Annotated in this window: 16 protein-coding genes; 8 read left to right on the forward strand and 8 right to left on the reverse strand. The window is 72.3% G+C overall.

What is annotated here, in order from left to right; all coding sequences use genetic code 11:
* The first annotated feature begins 6 nt into the window (after positions 1-6).
* The 6 genes from ACWC94_RS02200 to ACWC94_RS02225 all read left to right on the forward strand — a co-directional run bounded on the left by ACWC94_RS02200 (position 7) and on the right by ACWC94_RS02225 (position 6001).
* Complete coding sequence (locus ACWC94_RS02200; protein WP_450794430.1) at positions 7-654, forward strand: TetR/AcrR family transcriptional regulator; 648 nt, start codon at positions 7-9, stop codon at positions 652-654.
* A 103-nt stretch (positions 655-757) separates the two neighbouring features.
* Positions 758-2977, forward strand: coding sequence for an MMPL family transporter (locus tag ACWC94_RS02205; RefSeq protein WP_450794431.1), 2220 nt, complete (start codon positions 758-760; stop codon positions 2975-2977).
* Between the two features lie 344 nt (positions 2978-3321).
* Positions 3322-3834 carry a YbaK/EbsC family protein gene (locus ACWC94_RS02210; protein WP_450794432.1) on the forward strand — a complete coding sequence of 171 codons (513 nt, stop codon included), beginning with the start codon at positions 3322-3324 and terminating at the stop codon, positions 3832-3834.
* Positions 3831-4676 (forward strand): EamA family transporter, encoded by an 846-nt coding sequence (locus ACWC94_RS02215; RefSeq protein WP_450794433.1) that lies wholly within the window; start codon positions 3831-3833, stop codon positions 4674-4676. Before ACWC94_RS02210 ends, ACWC94_RS02215 begins: the two co-directional genes overlap by 4 nt.
* A 73-nt stretch (positions 4677-4749) precedes the next feature.
* Positions 4750-5661, forward strand: a complete 912-nt coding sequence (locus tag ACWC94_RS02220) for an NAD(P)-dependent oxidoreductase (RefSeq protein WP_450794434.1) — start codon at positions 4750-4752, stop codon at positions 5659-5661.
* Between the two features lie 64 nt (positions 5662-5725).
* A complete protein-coding gene (locus tag ACWC94_RS02225) occupies positions 5726-6001 on the forward strand; it encodes a DUF1876 domain-containing protein (RefSeq protein WP_450794435.1) in 276 nt (91 codons plus the stop codon).
* On the opposite strand, the gene ACWC94_RS02230 is transcribed toward ACWC94_RS02225, so the two are convergent.
* The 6 genes from ACWC94_RS02230 to ACWC94_RS02255 form a co-directional block, all read right to left on the reverse strand.
* The gene (locus ACWC94_RS02230) at positions 5991-7193 is read right to left on the reverse strand and encodes a serine hydrolase domain-containing protein (protein ID WP_450794436.1); all 1203 of its coding nucleotides are present in this window, start codon (positions 7191-7193) and stop codon (positions 5991-5993) included. The two genes, ACWC94_RS02225 and ACWC94_RS02230, sit on opposite strands and share 11 nt — an antisense overlap.
* Positions 7194-7276: 83 nt before the next feature.
* Entirely contained in the window at positions 7277-7723 is a 447-nt protein-coding gene (locus tag ACWC94_RS02235; RefSeq protein WP_450794437.1) for an organic hydroperoxide resistance protein, read from the reverse strand.
* A gap of 154 nt (positions 7724-7877) precedes the next feature.
* Positions 7878-8354 (reverse strand): MarR family winged helix-turn-helix transcriptional regulator, encoded by a 477-nt coding sequence (locus tag ACWC94_RS02240; RefSeq protein WP_450794438.1) that lies wholly within the window; start codon positions 8352-8354, stop codon positions 7878-7880.
* Positions 8351-9112, reverse strand: coding sequence for an energy-coupling factor ABC transporter ATP-binding protein (locus tag ACWC94_RS02245; RefSeq protein WP_450794439.1), 762 nt, complete (start codon positions 9110-9112; stop codon positions 8351-8353). Before ACWC94_RS02245 ends, ACWC94_RS02240 begins: the two co-directional genes overlap by 4 nt.
* Entirely contained in the window at positions 9100-9861 is a 762-nt protein-coding gene (gene cbiQ, locus ACWC94_RS02250) for a cobalt ECF transporter T component CbiQ (RefSeq protein ID WP_450794440.1), read from the reverse strand. The genes ACWC94_RS02245 and cbiQ overlap by 13 nt, the downstream gene beginning before the upstream one ends.
* 1 nt (position 9862) lies before the next feature.
* A complete protein-coding gene (locus tag ACWC94_RS02255; protein WP_450794441.1) occupies positions 9863-10918 on the reverse strand; it encodes an energy-coupling factor ABC transporter permease in 1056 nt (351 codons plus the stop codon).
* Between the two features lie 169 nt (positions 10919-11087).
* Between ACWC94_RS02255 and ACWC94_RS02260 the strand changes: the two genes are divergently transcribed.
* Positions 11088-11426, forward strand: coding sequence for an SsgA family sporulation/cell division regulator (locus ACWC94_RS02260; protein ID WP_450794442.1), 339 nt, complete (start codon positions 11088-11090; stop codon positions 11424-11426).
* Here the strand turns inward: ACWC94_RS02260 and ACWC94_RS02265 are convergent, their stop codons facing one another.
* Complete coding sequence (locus ACWC94_RS02265; RefSeq protein ID WP_450794443.1) at positions 11427-13097, reverse strand: penicillin-binding transpeptidase domain-containing protein; 1671 nt, start codon at positions 13095-13097, stop codon at positions 11427-11429.
* A gap of 160 nt (positions 13098-13257) precedes the next feature.
* Entirely contained in the window at positions 13258-15006 is a 1749-nt protein-coding gene (locus ACWC94_RS02270; RefSeq protein WP_450794444.1) for a dolichyl-phosphate-mannose--protein mannosyltransferase, read from the reverse strand.
* A 98-nt stretch (positions 15007-15104) separates the two neighbouring features.
* On the opposite strand from ACWC94_RS02270, the gene rsmI reads away from it, so the two are divergent.
* On the forward strand, positions 15105-15953 hold the full coding sequence (rsmI, locus tag ACWC94_RS02275; protein WP_450794445.1) for a 16S rRNA (cytidine(1402)-2'-O)-methyltransferase: 849 nt from the start codon (positions 15105-15107) through the stop codon (positions 15951-15953).
* Positions 15954-16187: the final 234 nt, after the last annotated feature.

Below are 16187 nucleotides of genomic sequence, written 5' to 3' on the forward strand. Positions count from 1 at the left end.
AGTGGCATGAGCGAGGTCGCGGCACAAGGCGCGGCGTCCGCCGCTCCGGTGGAGCCGGTCCCCGCACCCGGGCGTCGCAGCCGGATCACGCCCGAGCGCGAGGCCGAGTTGTACGAGGCCGTGCTCGACCTCCTCCGGGAGGTCGGCTACGACGCCCTGACCATGGACGCCGTCGCCGCCCGCACCCGGTCCAGCAAGGCCACGCTCTACCGCCAGTGGGGCGGCAAGGCCGAGCTGGTGGCGAAGGCGGTGCGGCACAACAAGCCGGGTGCCGCCGCGGCGTCGGTCGACACCGGGTCGCTCAGGGGCGATCTGCACGCCCTCACGCTGGCTTCGGACGACTGCGAGATGGAGCAGAACGCCGCGCTGATGCGGGGTCTGGCCATGGCCGTCCACAGCAACCCGGACCTCCTGCGGGCGTTCCGGGACCATCTCATCGAGCCCGAGATGGCGGAGTTCCGACGGGTGCTGCAGCGCGCGATCGACCGGGGCGAGGTCCGTGCGGACAACCCGGCGATCGACTACGTGATGCACATGATGCTCGGCGGGTTCGCCGCCCGCGCGATGCTCGACGAGCTGCCGCCGACGCAGGCCTTCCTCACTTCGTACATCGACGCCGTGGTCCTCCCCGCCCTCGGCGTTCCCACCAGCTGAACCCTCTCCCCAGCAAGCCCACCACCTGACGTCACCGCTCACGTCGTCGGGCTGATCACCCCTGCCCTGATGAACCCCACGACCTGACCGGGAGTACGCCTCCATGGCCACGTTCCTCTACAAACTCGGCCGGCTCGCCTTCCGGCGACGCCACTTCGTCGCCCTCATATGGGTCGCGCTGCTCACCCTCGCCGGGGTGGGCGCCGCCTCCGCTCCGGCCGCCGGCAACACCTCCTTCTCCATCCCCGGCACCGAGGCACAGAAGGCCTTCGACCTGCTGGAACAGCGCTTCCCCGGCATGAGCGCCGACGGCGCCACCGCGCGGGTCGTCTTCAAGGCGCCCGGCGGCGAGAAGATCACCGGCCACGACAACAGGGCGACCGTCGAGAAGACGGTGAAGGAGCTGCAGCGCGGCTCCGAGGTCGCCTCCGTCGCCGACCCCTACACCGGGCACGCCGTCAGCAAGAACGGCACGATCGCCTACGCCTCGGTGAAGTACCACGTCTCCGGCATGGAGCTGGAGGACTCCTCCAAGGACGCCCTGAAGAAGGCCGCGCAGCACGCGCGGGACGCCGGGCTGACCGTCGAGATCGGCGGTGACGCGCTCAGCGCGGCTCCCGAGACCGGCTCCAGCGAGGTCATCGGCATCGGGATCGCCGCCGTCGTCCTCGTCATCACCTTCGGTTCCCTGCTCGCGGCCGGATTCCCCCTGCTCACCGCCATCATCGGCGTCGGCATCGGCGTCTCCACGATCACCGCGCTCGCCAGCGCCCTGGATCTCGGCTCCACGACCTCCACCCTGGCGTCCATGATCGGCCTGGCCGTCGGCATCGACTACGCCCTGTTCATCGTCTCCCGCTACCGCGCCGAACTGGCCGAGGGCCGCGAACGCGAGGAGGCCGCCGGACGCGCCGTCGGCACGGCGGGCTCGGCGGTGGTCTTCGCCGGCCTCACCGTCGTCATCGCCCTGGTCGGCCTGTCGGTCGTCAACATCCCGATGCTGACCAAGATGGGCATCGCGGCGGCGGGCACGGTCGCCATCGCCGTCCTCATCGCGCTGACGCTGATCCCGGCCCTGCTCGGCTACGCGGGCCGCAAGGTCAAGCCGGCCGGCCAGAAGAGCAAGCTGCTCGGAGGCGGCCGCACCCCGAAGAAGCCCGGCCGCCCCAACATGGGCACCCGCTGGGCGAGCTTCGTCGTACGGCGCCCGGTCGCCGTCCTCCTGCTCGGCGTGATCGGCCTCGGCGCGGCGGCGATCCCGGCCGCCTCCCTGGAACTGGGCCTGCCCGACGACGGCTCCCAGCCCGCCTCCACCACCCAGCGCCGCGCCTACGACCTGCTCTCCGAGGGCTTCGGGCCGGGCTTCAACGGCCCCCTGATGGTCGTGGTCGACGCCAAGGACAGCGCCCGGCCCAAGGCCGCCTTCACCGAGGTCGGCGACGAGATCAAGGGCCTGAAGGACGTCGTCACGGTCACCCCGGCCGTGGCCAACAAGGCCGGCGACACCGCGACGATCACCGTCGTACCGGGGTCGAAGCCGTCCTCGCACACGACCGAGGACCTGGTGCACGCGATCCGCGACAAGGGTGCGGGCATCACCGAGAAGACCGGCTCCAAGGTGCTGGTCACCGGCTCGACGGCGATGAACATCGACGTCTCGCAGAAGCTGAACGACGCGCTCCTGCCCTACCTCGCCCTGGTCGTCGGCCTGGCCTTCCTGCTGCTGATCGTGGTGTTCCGCTCGGTCCTCGTCCCGCTGAAGGCGGCGCTCGGCTTCCTGCTCAGCGTGCTCGCGGCGCTCGGCGCCGTGGTCGCGGTCTTCCAGTGGGGCTGGCTGTCGGGCCTGATGAACGTCGAGCAGACCGGACCGGTCATGTCGATGATGCCGATCTTCATGGTGGGCGTCGTCTTCGGCCTCGCGATGGACTACGAGGTCTTCCTCGTGACCCGGATGCGGGAGGCGTTCGTCCACGGCGAGACGCCCAGCCAGGCCGTGGTCACCGGATTCAAGTACGGGGCGCGGGTCGTCACGGCCGCCGCCGTCATCATGATCGCCGTCTTCTCCGGCTTCATCGGCTCCACCGAGTCGATGGTCAAGATGATCGGCTTCGGCCTCGCGATCGCCGTCTTCTTCGACGCGTTCATCGTCCGCATGGCCATCGTCCCGGCGGTGCTCGCGCTGCTCGGCAAGCGCGCCTGGTGGCTGCCGAAGTGGCTCGACCGCGCGCTGCCCAACGTCGACGTCGAGGGCGAGGGCCTGCGCACGGCCGGGGAACGCAAGGACGCCGACCCCGACGGGGAGAGGGAGCTGGTACGGGTCTGACGTACCGCTTCCGGCCGGCGGCGACCGGCCGGTGAGGGTTCCGTGGGAACGGGACCGCCCTCACCGGCCGGTTCTCCTTGTGAGGGCCCCGCTCACGAACGTCCCGAACCGGCCCTCCGCACGCGGAACCCCGGGCAGACGCCCGGGGCGCCGGCCTGGTGGAGGTACCCCCGCTCGGATGCGACGGCGACCGACAGCTCGTCGAGGGTGTCGCCCTTCGCCCTCGGCGTCGCCTTCTCCCTTACCTGTCAGGTCATCACACGGCCGTCGGATGACCGCAGTCGAGCCCGGTGGCCGGTGAAAACCCGTGAGTGCGGCCGCGACGATGCCGTAGCGTGCCGTGCATGACGACGACCGCCACCGACACCGGACAGTCCGGAGCCCGCCCCGGGTTCGCCGAAGCGACGCGTGCGCTCGGGCCGGACGACGTCCTCGCGCGGACCCGGCGGTTCCCCGAGACCACCCGGACCGCCGCCGGGGCCGCCGCCGCGATCGGGCGCGAGGCGGGCCGGATCCGTACGTCGCCGGTCTTCGCCGCCGACGGCGTTCCCATGCCGGTGCTGGGGGGCGGTGCCTCACGCGTGGACGGGGAACGGGTGCCGGAGGAACCGGGTGCCGGGGAGGCCGGCCGGGCCCGCGCCGGCGTCGTGCGCGCGACCACCGGGTACGCCATCGGTGACGTGCCGCCCTGCGGTCACCGCACGCGCACGCGTGTCCTCGCCGGCCGCTCGCCGCTCGCGCACCACGGGGTGCGGGCGGCGGCCGGCATCCCGCACGCCGTCTTCCCGGCCGGGCCGGAGGCGCTCGTGGCCCATGCCGGCGCCGGCCTGGTGGACGGGCGCGAGCAGACCGCGTGACGCCGCTCGTCGCGGCCGCCGTCCTGGTCGCCGCGGTGACCCACGCCAGCTGGAACGCCATCGCGCACCGCATCACCGACAAGCTGGTCGGATTCACCCTGATCTCCGGCGGCGGGCTGCTCATCGGGCTCGCGATCGCGCCGTTCGTCGCCTTCCCGGCGGGGCCCGCCTGGCCGTACCTGCTGACCTCGGCGGTCGTGCACAGCGTCTACTACGCCCTGCTGATGACCTCCTTCCGGCTCGGTGACTTCGGACAGGCGTACCCCATCGCGCGCGGCAGCGCCCCGCTGGTGGTCACCGTGCTGGCCGCCGTCTTCGCGCACGAGGTGCCCGGGGCCTGGGCGCTGGCCGGGATCGCCGTGTCCTGCGTGGGGCTCATGGGCGTCAGCCTGTGGGGGCTGCGCGGACGCCGGCCCGACTGGGCGGCGATCGGCGCGGCCTTCGCGACCGGGCTGACGATCGCGGTGTACACGGTGATCGACGGCCTCGGGGTACGCGCGGCGCACGCGCCGCTCGGATACATCGCCTGGCTGATGGCCATCCAGGGAGTCGTCATTCCCGGCTGCATGTACGCACGCGCGCGTGCCGGCACCGCCCGGCTCCTCCGGCCGTACGCCACCCTCGGCCTCCTCGGCGCGGCCCTGTCCGTCACCGCGTACGCCCTGGTCCTGTGGGCCCAGACCCGCGCCGAACTCGCGCCGATCGCCGCCCTGCGCGAGTCCTCGATCATCGTCGGGGCCGCGATCGGCGCGGTGTTCTTCAAGGAGCGGTTCGGGGCCCCCAGGATCGCGGCGGCCGGGCTGCTGGTGGTGGGCATCGGGTTGATGATGCACGCCGGGTAGGCGGGTGGCCCCGCACCACGGGTAGCCCTGTACTGAGGAGCGGGGGCAGCGACAGGAACGACAGGGAGCCGTCATGACCGACAAGCCGACCGTCAGCGTGCTGGGCACCGGCATCATGGGGGCCGCGATGGCCCGGAACCTGTGCCGGGCGGGGCTGGGGGTGCGCGCGTGGAACCGCACACGCGAGAAGGCCGAGCCGCTCGCCGCCGACGGCGCACGGATCGCCGGCACCCCCGCCGAGGCCGTCGAGGGCGCCGACGTCGTCCTGACGATGCTGTACGACGGCCACACCGTCCTCGACGTCATGCGCGAGGCCGCGCCGGCACTGCGCCCCGGCACGGCGTGGGCGCAGTGCACCACCGCCGGAACCGAGCTGATCACCGAACTGGCGGCCTTCGCCCGCGACCACGGACTCGTCTTCTACGACGCTCCCGTCCTCGGGACCAAGCAGCCGGCCGAGGCGGGGCAGCTGACCGTGCTGGCCGCAGGGCCCGAGGAGGGGCGGGCGGCGGTCGGGCCCGTCTTCGACGCGGTCGGCGCGAAGACCCTGTGGACGGGCACCGACGGCGGCACCGGCAGCGCCAGCCGGCTGAAGCTGGTCGCCAACAGCTGGGTGCTCGCCGCGACCGCCGCCGCCGGTGAGGTCCTCGCCCTCTCCCGGGCCCTCGGCGTGGATCCGCAGGACTTCTTCGACCTCATCGAGGGCGGCCCGCTCGACATGGGCTACCTGCGGGCCAAGAGCGCCCTGGTCCTCGACGGCAAGCTGTCCCCGGCGTCGTTCGCGGTGGCCACCGCCGAGAAGGACGCCCGTCTCATCGTCCAGGCCGGCGAGCGCGGCGGCGTACGGCTGGACGTCGCCGCCGCGACCGCGGAACGGTTCGCCCGTGCCGCCGCCCTGGGCCACGCGGACGAGGACATGGCCGCCGCGTACTTCGCCAGCTTCGACGCGTCCGGGCAGGAAGGCGCGGCCGTCCGGCCGAGGTGACGTTCCCCGCTCACGGGAGCACCCTGGAGACAGCTGGAAGCAGCTGTTCCCGGAGGTGATCGTCATGATGCACACCGCTGTCGGATGGCATGTCGAGCTGGAGTTCATGGAGGACGATCAGCACACCAAGGCGGTGGCGCTGGTGCGCTTGCCCGACGGTACCGAGGTGCGGGCACACGGTCATGCCACCCGCCACCGAGTCGACTCCAACCAGCCCAGGGTCGGCGAGGAGATAGCAGGCGCACGTGCCCTCAACGAACTCGCCATGCACCTGCTGACCAAGGCCCACGACGAGATCGACGCGGAGTCCGGACGGACCTCGCACACGATCAACGTGTGACAGGGCCCTGCGGGGCGCCGTGCGTACCGCCCCGCACGAGCGCCGTGCGTACCGCCCGTACCAGCGCCTGCGCCCGCGGGTCCGCCGTCACACTCTTCCTGAAACCGTTGGTGACATAGCCGAAGGCGATGCCGGTCTCCGGGTCGGCGAAGGCCAGGGCGCCGCCCCGGCCCGGGTGGCCGAACGACCCGGGGGAGAGCAGCGGGGACGCCGCGCCGTGCAGCATGTGGCCGAGGCCGAACCGGGTGCCGACCACCAGGACCCGGTCCGGTCCGGCGGACTGCTCGGCACGGGCCAGTTCCATGGTGTGCGGGGTGAACAGCCGGGTGCCGCCGTCGACCTCGCCGATGAGCGAGGCGTAGAAGCGGGCCAGTCCGTCGGCGGTGGCGATGCCGTTGGACGCGGGCAGGGCGGCCGCGCGGTAGGCGGGATCGTTCTCGTCGGGGAGCGGCGTGATCGCGGCGAACGCGCGCCGGGTCAGCGAGTCCGGGTCGGCGTAGGCCTCGGCCACCGCGCGCTTGGGGCGGGTCTTCAGACCGCCCACGGCCTCCGGCGCCTCGACCGGGCCGACGCGCCCCACGCGCGCGTGCTCCGACTCCGGCAGGCCCAGCCACAGGTCGGCGCCGACGGGCCGGGCGATCTCGTCCGCCATCCACGCGCCGACCGGGCGGCCGGTGATCCGCCGGACCAGTTCGCCGGTGAGCCAGCTGTAGGTCTGGGCGTGGTAGCCGTGGGCCGCGCCCGGCTCCCACACCGGCGCCTGCGCGGCGACCGCCGCGGCGCCCAGGTCGGGATCGGCGGCCTCGGCGGGGGTCAGCGGGCGGTCCAGCACGGGCACGCCGGCGCGGTGCGCGAGCAGATGCCGGACGAGGGTGTGCTCCTTGCCGGCCGCCTTGTACTCGGGCCAGTACGCGCCGACCGGGGCGTCCAGGTCGAGTTCGCCGCGCTGGTGCAGGAGCAGGAGGGCGGCGGCGACGACGCCCTTGGTGGCGGAGCGCACGATCTGCGCGGTTCCGGGCTCCCAGGCGGCCGTGCCGTCCACGTCCCTGGTGCCGGCCCACAGGTCGACGACCTTGTGCCCGTCGCGGTACACGGCGACGGCCGCGCCGCGTTCCCCGAGCAGCGCGAAGTTCGCTGCGAACGCCTCCCTGACCGGCTCGAAGCCCTCGGCCACTGCGCCGTTCACGTCCACGCCCGCCATCCTTTCGATCACTGCCCCATCGCCTGCGACAGGGGGAGCAACGCGCGCCGCGTGCCTGTGATTCCTCGGTGGGATCAGCCCAGCAGGATCGTTACGTCGATGTTGCCGCGCGTCGCGTTGGAGTACGGGCACACCTCGTGCGCCGCGTCCACCAGCCGGGCCGCCAGGTCGGGGTCGAGGACCGGCAGGGAGACGCTGAGGGCGACCGCGAGGCCGTAGCCGCGGTGCCGGTTCGGGCCGATGCCGACCTTGGCGGCCACCGTGGAGCCGGTCAGGTCGTAGCCCGCGCGGTTGCCGACGAGGATCAGCGCGTTGTGGAAGCAGGAGCTGTAGCCGGCCGCGAAGAGCTGTTCCGGGTTGGTGCCGTTGCCGTCGCCGCCGAGCTCCGCAGGCATCGCGACCTTGAGCTCGATCCGGCCGTCCTGGCTGGTGACATAGCCGTCGCGACCGCCGTGGGCGGTGGCCTCGGCGACGTACATGATCTTCGTCGGACGGGTGTCGACAGCGGTGTCCTCGGTCATGGCCGGCCTCCCCCGGAACAAGTGGCGCACAAGTACATCGTGCACAAGGTACTGGCCGGTAGGTCGGCGGGGCGCACTCGGGGGTGGCAACCGCGGGTAACGCGGGATCCGGCGCGGGGCGCAGGGCGGGATCGGCGCGGGGTGCTCGGCGGGATCAGCGTCGGCCGGCCGCCGCGTCGGCGCGCTCGGTGAGCTTCCACAACTCCTCGCGCAACCGCGCGATCTCCTGCGCGCCGAGGCCCGTGGTCGTCAGGAGTGCGCCGGGTACGCGCGCCGCGCGCTCCCTGAGCTGCTCTCCGCGCCCCGTGCACGCGACGAGCACCGAGCGCTCGTCGTCGGCCGCGCGCTCCCTGCGCACCAGACCCGCCCCCTCCAGCCGCTTGAGCAACGGCGAGACGGTCCCGTAGTCCAGACGCAGGGCGCGCGCCAGTTCCTTCACGCTGGTCTCGCCGCGCTCCCACAGCGCCAGCAGCACGAGGTACTGCGGATAGGTGAGGCCGAGGTCGTCCAGAAGTGGACGGTACGCGGCGGTCACGGCGCGCTGCGCGGCGTACAGCGCGAAACACAGCTGGTCGTCCAGCAGCGGCGACCCGGCGGCCCCTTGGTCGTCTCGGTCCTCTTGACGCGTCACGCGCCCATTGTCACGGACGTCGGATCGAAGCCGAACGGCAGCTCCAGGCGGTGCGCCCGCATCAGCGCCTCGTCACAGAGCAGCCCTGCGGTCGGGCCGTCGGCCGCGATCACACCGTCGCTGAGGACGAGGGAGCGCGGGCACAGCTCCAGGGCGTAGGGAAGGTCGTGGGTGACCATGAGGACGGTGACGTCCAGGGAACGCAGGATGTCCGCGAGTTCCCGGCGGGAGGCCGGGTCCAGGTTGGAGGACGGCTCGTCGAGGACGAGGATCTCCGGCTCCATGGCGAGCACGGTGGCCACGGCCACGCGCCGGCGCTGGCCGAAGGACAGGTGGTGCGGCGGACGGTCGGCGAAGTCCTGCATGCCGACCCGCTCCAGGGCCGTGCGCACCCGCTCCTGAAGCGCGGCCCCCTTGATCCCGGCGGCGGCCGGCCCGAACGCCACGTCCTCCCGCACGGTCGGCATGAACAACTGGTCGTCCGGGTCCTGGAAGACGATGCCGACCTTCTGCCGGACGGCGGCCATGTGCTGCCTGCCGACGGGCAGCCCGGCCACGGTCACCGTGCCGGTGCCGCCGCCCAGGATGCCGTTGAGGTGGAGCACCAGGGTGGTCTTGCCGGCGCCGTTCGGGCCGAGCAGCGCGACCCGCTCGCCGCGCGCGATCGTGAAGTCGACGCCGAACAGGGCCTGGTGGCCGTCGGGGTAGGCGAAGGCGAGGCCGGAGACCTCCAGGGAAGCAGTACTCACAGGATCCATCCCAGCAGACAGACGACAACGGCGGCGCAGGGGAGTGCCAGAGCGTGCCGCCACTGCGCGCCGGACGCGGTCACCTCGTCGACGACCGGCATGGACCCGGCGTATCCGCGGCTCACCATGGCCAGGTGCACGCGCTCCCCGCGCTCGTAGGAGCGGATGAACAGCGCGCCGGCGGACTTGGCGAGCACGCCCCAGTGCCGTACGCCCCTGGCCTCGAAACCGCGCGACTCACGGGCGATCCGCATCCGGCGCATCTCGTCGGTGATGACGTCGCCGTAGCGGATCATGAAGGAGGCGATCTGGACCAGCAGCGGTGGGAGCCTCAGCCGTTGCAGGCCCAGCAGCAGTTCGCGCAGCTCGGTGGTGGCGGCCAGCAGGACGGAGGCGGCGACGCCGAGCGTGCCCTTGGCGAGCACGTTCCAGGCGCCCCACAGGCCGTTCACGCTCAGCGAGAGGCCGAGCGCATGCACCCGCTCGCCCTCCGCCACGAACGGCATGAGCACCGCGAACGCCACGAACGGCACCTCGATCAGCAGCCGCTTGAGCAGGAAGACGGCCGGTACGCGCGCGTGGCGGGCGACGCCGGCGAGCAGGACGGCGTACACCGCGAACGCCCACATCGCCTCGCGCGGGGTGGACACGACGACCACCACGAACAGGAAGGCGGCGGCGAGCTTGGTGTGCGGCGGCAGGCCGTGCACCGGCGAGTGCCCGTGCCGGTACAGCCGGTGCGCGTGTCCGGCTCCCAAGTCACAGCCCCGTGCCGACGGGGGAGGCGTCCTCGGCCCGGCGCCGGCGCAGCGCCCAGAACACCGTGCTGCCCGCCACGACCGTGACGCCGACGCCGATCACGCCCGCGAGCCCGCCGGACAGGCGGGCGTTCGAGACGTTTTTGACGCCGTAGCCGGCGAGCGGGGAGCCGTCGGCGGCGTGTTTCTCCTCCTTCTTGTCGATCCCCTTGTCGTGCGCGACCTTCTCCAGGCCGTCGGGGTTCGCGGAGGCGTAGAAGCTGACGAATCCGGCGAGGACGAGGGAGGTGACCAGGCCCGTTGCCCACAGCGTGCGCCGCGAGGTGCGCGCCGCCACGGGCGCCGTGCGCGCCAGGGCGGGCGCCGGCGCATCCACGAGCGCGCCGTCCACGCGCAACTTGAGCCGCCGGCGCAGGCCGCGCGCGCCGTGCACGAGATCCGGGCGCACGGCGATCACGGCGCTCACCGTGAGCGCGGTGATGACGGCCTCGCCGATGCCGATCAGGACATGGACGCCGATCATCGCGGTCGCGACCTTGCCGAGGGAGACGTCGGTCGTCCCGCCGACCGCGTACAGGAGTGTGAAGACGACCGCGGCGGCCGGTACGGACACCAGCGCGGCGACGAAGGAGGCGACGGTCACCGAGCGCCGCTTGCGGGGCAGGACCGCGAGCAGCGCGCGGAAGGCGGCGTACGACACGACCGTCGTGGTGATCGCCATGTCGGTGATGTTCACGCCGAGCGCGGTGAGCCCGCCGTCCGCGAACAGCACGCCCTGCATGAGCAGCACCACGGACACGCAGAGCACGCCGGTGTACGGGCCGACCAGGATCGCCGCGAGGGCCCCGCCCAGCAGGTGTCCGCTTGTTCCGGCCGCGACGGGGAAGTTGAGCATCTGTACGGCGAAGATGAACGCCGCAACCAGGCCGGCCAGCGGGGCCGTCCGCTCGTCGAGTTCACGGCGGGCGCCGCGCAGGCTCACCGCGAGGGCGCCGGCGGCGACCACCGCGGTGACGGCGGATGCGGGGGCGTCGATGAATCCGTCAGGAACATGCACCGGACGATCTTAGGCCCTTGTTGCGAACCAGTTGCAAGAGCCAGTCGTTCCTGCGAGCGTTCCGCGGGACGGCCCGCCCCAGCGGGCGGGAACCGGAAAATGTGCGACATTGGAGAGAAAGCGGATGCAAAGTTTTCACTTTGGTCACTCAGCGTGAGAGGGCGATACGATGTCTGTGGTCGAGCAGTACGCGCGCGCCCATATCGTCACGGACGAGGAGGACCCGGGGGCCGTACCGGTGGTGTTGCGGTACGACCCCGACAGCGATCCACGCTCGGTCCGGGTCGACCTGCCGGGACCGCACGAATGGACGTTCTCCCGCGCACTGCTGGAACGGGGCCTGCGGGTACCGGCCGAGAGCGGCGCGGTGCGGGTGTGGCCGTGCGGGCGTGTCCAGGCCGTCGTCGAGTTCCACTCCGACCACGGTGTCGAGGTGGTCCAGTTCGACTCGAAGGCGCTGCTCAGATTCCTGCGCCGCACCTACACCGCGGAGCCCGTACGGACCTGATCAGCCGCCCGTCTTCAGCAGCGACGCCACGATCGGCCCGGCCGTGTCGCCGCCGTGGCCGCCCGCCTGGACCACGCCCGCGGCGGCGAGGTCGCCCTTGAAGGCGGTGAACCAGCCGTTCGGCTTCTTCTGCCCGTCGACCTCCGCGGAGCCCGTCTTCGCGCCGTAGTCCCCGCTCATGCCCGCCATCGCCTTGGCGGCCGTGCCGTAGTCCGCCGTGAACCGCATGACGTCCTTCAGCTGGGACTGCGTGGCCGACGACATGGTGCGCGCGGCCTTCGCCAGCGTGCGGTGGTCCACCTCGGGGGACACCAGGTACGGCTGACGGAAGACACCCGCCTCGACCGTCGCCGCCACGGACGCCATGTTCAGCGGGTTCATGCGCACGCCGCCCTGCCCGATCAGCGAGGCGCCCATCTGCGCGCCGCTCTGCACCGGGACGGAGCCGTCGAACGAGGGGACGCCGATGGCCCAGTTGTTCATGCCGAGGCCGTAGACCTGCTGGGCCTCCTTCGTCAGGTCGCTGTCCGACAGCTTCGGCGCGAAGTTGATGAAGGCGTTGTTGCAGGAGGCTCCGAAGCTCTGCTTGAACGTGCCCTTCTTGATCTCGGAGTCGCCGTCGTTGTGGAACGTCCAGCCGGCCAGTTTGTACGTCTTGGGGCACGGGTGCGATGCGCCCGGGGTGACGAGCTTCTTCTCGAAGAGCATCGTCGACGTCACGATCTTCATCGTGGAACCGGGCGCCAGGGAGCCCTGGAAAGCGACGTTGAAGCCGTGCCCGCTGTTGGCGACCGCGAGGATCTCCCCGGTCGAGGGCCGTACGACCACCACGGACGCCTGCGCCCGCTTGCCGACCTGCTTCTCGGCCGCCGCCTGCAGGGTCGGGCTCAGCGTCGTCTTCACCGTGCCCGGCGTGCCCTTGCTCAGTTCCGCGAGCGTCTTGTCGGACAGCTCGGCCTTCTGCGACGCCGCGCCGCGCACCACCCGCAGCTCGACGCCCGCCTTGCCGCCCGCCGTCTTGCCGTACTTCTCCCGCAGCCCGTCCAGCACCGAGCCCAGTGACGGGTACGTGGCGGTCGTCAGCTCGCCGCCGTCACGGTCCAGCGCCTTGATCGGCGGGGTGCCGGACTCGCCGGTGACGAGGGTGTCGCCGTCCTTCAGGTCCGGGTGGACGACGGCCGAGTGCCAGTCGACCACCGGCCTGCCGTCGCTGGGCCGCCGCACCACCGTGAACGAGCTGTCGTAGGCCAGCGGCTTGCTCAGGTTCTTGTACGACACCGTCGCCTTGACGGAGAACGGCACCTTGGCGCCCTTGGCCGCGCCCGGCGTCAGCGTGACGTCCTTCAGATGCGCGTCCTTGGCGTAGCCGGTGAGCAGCTTGGCGGCGGCGGAGGCGTCGTCGGTGGCGGCGGCCGCCTCGGTGGGCCTGCCCTGCTGCCAGGCGGTGAGGAAGCGGGTGGAGGCCGCGTGGACCTCGGCGGCGCTGAGCGGGCCGGTCTTGACCGTCTTGTGGCCGGCCGTGGCGGACGAGCGCTCGTCGGCCGCGGCACCGCCGTCGTACAGCGCGTAGACACCGACCCCGGCGCCGCCGACGACCAGGGCGATCATCCCGCCGAGCACGGCGGGACTGGTCGTCTTCCGTCGCTCGGCGACGCGCCTTCTCTTGCCCACAGCCTCAGATCCTCCGTACGTTCCCCAGGCTCCCCGTAGCCCTCACACTCCCCAACGACGGCACTCACCTTAAAGTCCCCACCTCAGAGGGTGATGTCGGCGGCCGATCCGTAGCAGGGTTGCGACAATCCGACCGGAACGCCCCCACCGCCACCGCGGCTCACACCCACGTGTCCAGCCACATCCGCGACCGCCAGGAGTCGATCGGGATCGCGGTGCCGGTGTACAGCGGCCAGAAGTAGATGAAGTTCCAGGCGATCAGCAGCACCAGGACGCCCGCCGCCGACGCGCCGATCACCCGGCGGGTGTCGGAGGACCCCGGCGGGCCGACGATCGCGCCGATCATCATCGCCACCGCCAGGCACAGGAACGGCACGAAGACGACCGCGTAGAACAGGAAGATCGTCCGCTCCTGGTACAGGAACCACGGCAGATAGCCGGCCGCGATCCCGCACGCGACCGCACCCGCACGCCAGTCCCGGCGGAACGCCCAGCGCCACAGCACGTACAGGATCGCGAAGCAGGCCGCCCACCACAGCAGCGGTGTGCCGATCGCCAGCACCTCGCGGGCGCACTTCTGGCCGGCGTCCGCGGGGCAGCCGTCCGCACCGGGATTCGGCGACTCGTAGAAGTACGACACCGGGCGGCCCAGCACGATCCAGCTCCACGGGTTGGACTGGTAGGTGTGCGGGGACGTCAGGCCGACGTGGAACTCGTACACCTCGTGCTCGTAGTGCCACAGGCTGCGCAGCCAGTCCGGCAGGAACGTCCAGCTGCCGCCCTTGCCGTCGGTGGCCGCCCAGTTGCGGAAGTAGCCGCCGCTGCCGTTGGCCGGGGAGAGGATCCAGCCGGTCCAGGAGGCCAGGTAGACGACGATCGCCACCGGGACCGTCGCCAGGAAGGCGATGCCCGTGTCGTACTTCAGGGCCGCCGCGTACGGGTGCAGGGCGCCCGCGGTCCTGCGGGCGCCGACGTCCCACAGCACCGCCATGACGCAGAACGCAGCCAGGATGTACAGGCCGTTCCACTTCGTCCCGATGGCCAGGCCCAGCATCAGCCCGGCCGCCCAGCGCCAGGGGCGCAGACCGAAACGGAACGTGTCGGCCACGCGCGCGTGCGGGCGGACCCGGCCGTCCGGGCCGGCCGGCAGCGCGGCGGCCAGCCTCTCCCGCGACCGGTCCCGGTCGATGACCAGACAGCCGAACGCGGCCAGCACGAAGAACATCAGCACCCCGTCGAGCAGCGAGGTCCGGCTCATCACGAAGTGCAGGCCGTCCACCGCCATCAGCGCGCCCGCGAGGCAGCCGAGGAACGTCGAGCGGAACATCCGGCGCCCGATCCGGCACAGCAGCAGGACGGAGAGGGTGCCCAGCAGCGCGGTCATGAACCGCCAGCCGAACGGGTCGAACCCGAACATCAGCTCGCCGAGCCCGATGACGTACTTGCCGACCGGCGGATGCACGACGTACGCCGCGTCCGTCGGGATCGCCAGGTGGCCGTGCGTCTGCAGCACCAGGTCGTTGGCGTTCTTGTCCCAGTTGACCTCGTAGCCGCGGTGGACGAGCGCCCAGGCGTCCTTGGCGTAGTACGTCTCGTCGAATATCACCGCGCGCGGACTGCCCAGGTTCCAGAACCGCATCAGGCCCGCCATCAGCGTCACCAGCAGCGGACCGCCCCAGCCCGACCAGCGGGTGATCCGCTCGGCGAGGACCGGCGGCACGCCGAGCACCTGCCACAGCCGGGGGCTCGGCCCGGCGTACGGGGGCACCAGTCGGTCGCGCACGTCGCCCGAGGGCGCGTCCCCCGCCGGTACGTACCCGAATCGGCGCAGCCGCTGCTGCCACGACGGCCGCTGGTCGTGCGGCGCCTGGCCCTGCCGGAGGTCCATGGAGGACGCGGTACTGGTCACCGCGCCATCGTAGGGAACGGTCCTGTGCGAGTCCCGTGCATGTGCGGTACCGGTCGGCTTTCGGGAGGGCTGTCAGTGGTTCCTGGGAGGATGGTCGTGTGACTGGAACCCTTGTCCTCGCAGGTACCCCCATCGGCGACATCGCGGACGCGCCGCCCCGGCTCGCCGAGGAGCTGGCCGGCGCCGACGTGGTCGCCGCCGAGGACACCCGGCGGCTGCGCCGGCTCACCCAGGCCCTCGGCGTCACACCCAAGGGCCGCGTGCTGTCGTACTTCGAGGGCAACGAGTCCGCCCGTACACCGGAGCTGGTCGAGGAGCTGCTCGGCGGCGCGCGCGTGCTGCTCGTGACCGACGCCGGGATGCCGTCGGTCTCCGACCCGGGCTACCGGCTGGTCGCGGCCGCCGTGGAGCGGGACATCCGGGTCACGGCCGTGCCCGGGCCGTCCGCCGTGCTCACCGCGCTCGCCCTGTCCGGGCTGCCCGTCGACCGGTTCTGCTTCGAGGGCTTCCTGCCGCGCAAGGCGGGCGAGCGGCTGTCCCGGCTGCGGGAGGTCGCGGGCGAGCGGCGCACCCTCGTCTACTTCGAGGCCCCGCACCGGCTCGACGACACCCTCGCCGCGATGGCCGAGGTCTTCGGCGCGGAGCGGCGGGCCGCCGTGTGCCGGGAGCTGACCAAGACGTACGAGGAGGTACGGCGCGGTCCGCTGGCGGAGCTGGCGCGGTGGGCGGCGGAGGGCGTCCGCGGGGAGATCACCGTCGTCGTCGAGGGAGCCCCCGAGACCGGGCCGGAGGAACTCGACGCGGAGGAACTGGTGCGCCGGGTGCGGGTGCGGGAGGAGGCCGGTGAGCGGCGCAAGGAGGCGATCGCCGCGGTCGCGGTGGAGGCGGGGGTGCCGAAGAGAGTCGTTTTCGACGCGGTGGTCGCCGCCAAGCGCGCCGGTGGGTGAGCGGCGTGCGACCGGGGGAGGCCGGCGGTTCCGCTTTGGTGCGGGGTGCGGGGTGCGGGGTGCGGGGTGCGGGGTGCGGGGCGTTCCTGGTTGCTCGCGCCATTCCACGCGTCCGGTCGGGGCGCCGTGGAAACCCCCTCTGAGCAGGGCTGATCTCGGGTGAGCGGGCGCCCCATGGGAGGGCAAAAGGCTGTCGCCGAAAGCAAAGCCGAGCGGGGGTGAAGAGGGCGGTTT

This window comes from Streptomyces sp. NPDC001135 (genome assembly GCF_053598395.1).